Raw genomic sequence first — 2,010 nt, 5'->3', positions numbered from 1 at the left:
GTACAGCTCGGGAATTCCGGCCTTGACGTCTAAAAGCACGAGATCGATGTTGTCGAGCATCGCCTCTGTGACATTTCGTCCGAGGAAGCCAGACGTATCGACGCACGTGTGAACTCCGAGTTCCTTCGCCCCCTCCAAAAGCTTCGCGACGAAACGCGGCTGCATCATCGCCTCGCCGCCGGAGATCGTGATTCCCCCGCCGGAGGCGTTGAGGGTCTTCCTGTAGCGTTTGATCCGCCTGAGGAGGTCGTCGACTTCCACGGGCTCGCCGTCGCGCATCTGGAAGGTGTCGGGGTTGTGGCAGTAGAGGCACCGCAACCCGCATCCGGCCAAGAAAATCGTCATGCGGATGCCCGGACCGTCGACGGCAGTCACGAGCTCCCACGAATGGAGAGAGCCGAGGGTCCCCTCCCTCATCCGGCGCAGCCTGTCGGCATGCTCCAGATCCGTCATCTCGATCAGACCGGCTGTGCCGTTTCCCTTAACGCGGGCCGCCGGGGCCAGAAAGTCCTGGTCCCCGGCGGCGTTCGCAACCAGCGAGTTCAGAATGGCCTCACTTGCCGGCATGGAACGTGCGCGAGAGCACGTCAAGCTGCTGCTCGCGCGTCAAGCGGACGAAGTTGACGGCGTAACCGGAGACGCGAACCGTCAGGTTCGGGTACTTCTCGGGGTGCTCCATCGCGTCCTCGAGGGTGTCGCGATTGAGCACGTTGATGTTGGCGTGGTACAGGCCGGCGATGCCGCCCTTGGCCTCACGGGCCGCCTTCATTGAGGCAAGTCGCTCGTCGTAAGTCTTGGTCGCCATGTTTCGGCTCCTTCTCTATGTTTGCTCGGGATTGGTGTTCCCGAATGTGTGTTTGTTTGGGTTAGGAGAGGAAGGAATCCTCGGGGATGAAGCCTCCGTCGAGAACCTGGACGAGGTTTTCGACCTGCTCATCCTTGTCGCGGCCAAGGCCGGACGGGGTAATTGTGTTCGTCAGGGAAATGCCGTCGAGCGCGTCCTCATAGTCGAGCTTTCCGACGGAAAGCATCGAGGCGAGCATGCCGTGGGTGTCAGCGCCGTTCTCGGGATTGGCGCCGGGGCTGAACGGCGTGCCCTTGCGGTGGCCGGACGGGAAGCTGCCCGTGGCCTTGCCGTAGACGACGTTCGACGTGATCGTCAGGACCGACTGCGTCGGAATGGCGTCGCGATAAAGCGGAATAGCCTTGATCTTGTCCATGACCGTGTGGACCACCGTCGCCGCAATGTCGTCGGCGCGATCGTCGTCGTTGCCGTAACGCGGGAAATCGCCCACGGTCTCGTAATCGACGACGAGGCCCGTCTCATCGCGAACAGGGGTGACCTTCGCGTACTTGATGGCCGAAAGCGAGTCGGCGACGATGGAAAGGCCGGCGATGCCGCATCCCATCGTGCGCACGATGTCGGAATCGTGCAGCGCCATCTCGATGGACTCGTAGGCGTAGCGGTCGTGGCAGTAGTGGATGATGTTGAGGGCCTCGACGTACGTGCCGACCACCCAGTCGAGCATCTCTTCGTACTTGTGCCACACGTCGTCGAATTCGAGCGGGCCGTCGCCTTGGACGGGCTCGAATCCCTCGACGATCTGCTTGCCCGACATTTCGTCGCGCCCGCCGTTGATGGCGTACAGAAGGGCCTTCGCGGCGTTGACTCGGGCGCCGAAGAGCTGCATCTGCTTGCCGACCCTCATTGGAGAGACGCAGCAGGCGATGGCGGCGTCGTCGCCCCAGCGGTCGCGGATTTGGGGATCCGACTCGTATTGGATCGACGACGTCTCGATCGAAATCGCGGCGCAGAAATCTTTGTACCCGTCGGGAAGGGCGGGATCCCAGAAGATCGTGATGTTGGGCTCGGGCGCAGGGCCAAGGTTCCTCAGTGTCTGAAGCAGCCGGAAGGCCGTCTTCGTCACAAGCGTGCGGCCGTCCTCGCCGAAGCCCGCGTCGGACCACGTGGCCCAGTAGGGGTCGCCGGAGAAGATCTGGTCGTAGTCG

Annotated in this window: 3 protein-coding genes; all 3 read right to left on the bottom strand. The window is 62.6% G+C overall.

Features of this window, described 5'->3' with window-relative positions; all coding sequences use genetic code 11:
* Positions 1–567, bottom strand: a 567-nt coding sequence (locus ACO48X_RS09645) for a 4Fe-4S cluster-binding domain-containing protein (protein ID WP_485001874.1), incomplete at its 3' end; no start/stop codon positions are given.
* The gene (gene grcA2 / locus ACO48X_RS09640) at positions 554–805 is read right to left on the bottom strand and encodes an autonomous glycyl radical cofactor GrcA2 (protein WP_009199108.1); all 252 of its coding nucleotides are present in this window, start codon (positions 803–805) and stop codon (positions 554–556) included. The genes grcA2 and ACO48X_RS09645, both read right to left, overlap by 14 nt.
* 61 nt (positions 806–866) lie before the next feature.
* Positions 867–2,010, bottom strand: a 1,144-nt coding sequence (locus ACO48X_RS09635; RefSeq protein ID WP_485001873.1) for a pyruvate formate lyase family protein, incomplete at its 5' end; no start/stop codon positions are given.

The organism is Peptidiphaga sp. (assembly GCF_057238965.1).
Note: the sequence above shows the minus strand (reverse complement) of the source record. Positions and strands in the feature narration are given on the sequence as shown.

What these genes read in the sequence shown, in the direction of transcription:
- grcA2 (WP_009199108.1), bottom strand. Translation starts at nt 805, where the DNA reads ATGGCGACCAAGACTTACGACGAGCGACTTGCCTCAATGAAGGCGGCC.